The organism is Caballeronia sp. INDeC2, from assembly GCF_023631325.1.
In the GTDB taxonomy this organism is placed as follows: domain Bacteria; phylum Pseudomonadota; class Gammaproteobacteria; order Burkholderiales; family Burkholderiaceae; genus Caballeronia.
In genome coordinates this window covers 1-238 of sequence record NZ_JALQDG010000085.1, presented here as the reverse complement: position 1 = coordinate 238, position 238 = coordinate 1, and the positions used below count along the sequence as shown (strand labels likewise).

Genomic DNA, 238 nt, shown 5'->3' with positions numbered 1-238 from the left:
AGGGAAGACAATAAGAGTATCAGCCAAGGAAGGAAAAATACCCCGGCAACCGAGATTAAATAAGGTGGACGTTTCTGAGCTAAACAAGGTTCCAGTAGTGTGTGAATTTCCAGATGTATTCCCTGAAGAACTACCAGGCATGCCACCAGACCGAGAAATAGAATTCTGCATTGAGCTAGCACCAGGAACCACCCCCATATACAAGAAACCATACAGAATGGCACCATCCGAGTTGATC

1 protein-coding gene is annotated in these 238 nt (G+C 45.4%); it reads left to right on the top strand.

Annotated elements, in window-relative coordinates; all coding sequences use genetic code 11:
* The coding region (locus NCS28_RS33145; RefSeq protein WP_250517982.1) for a hypothetical protein at positions 1-238 on the top strand (238 nt) is incomplete at both ends.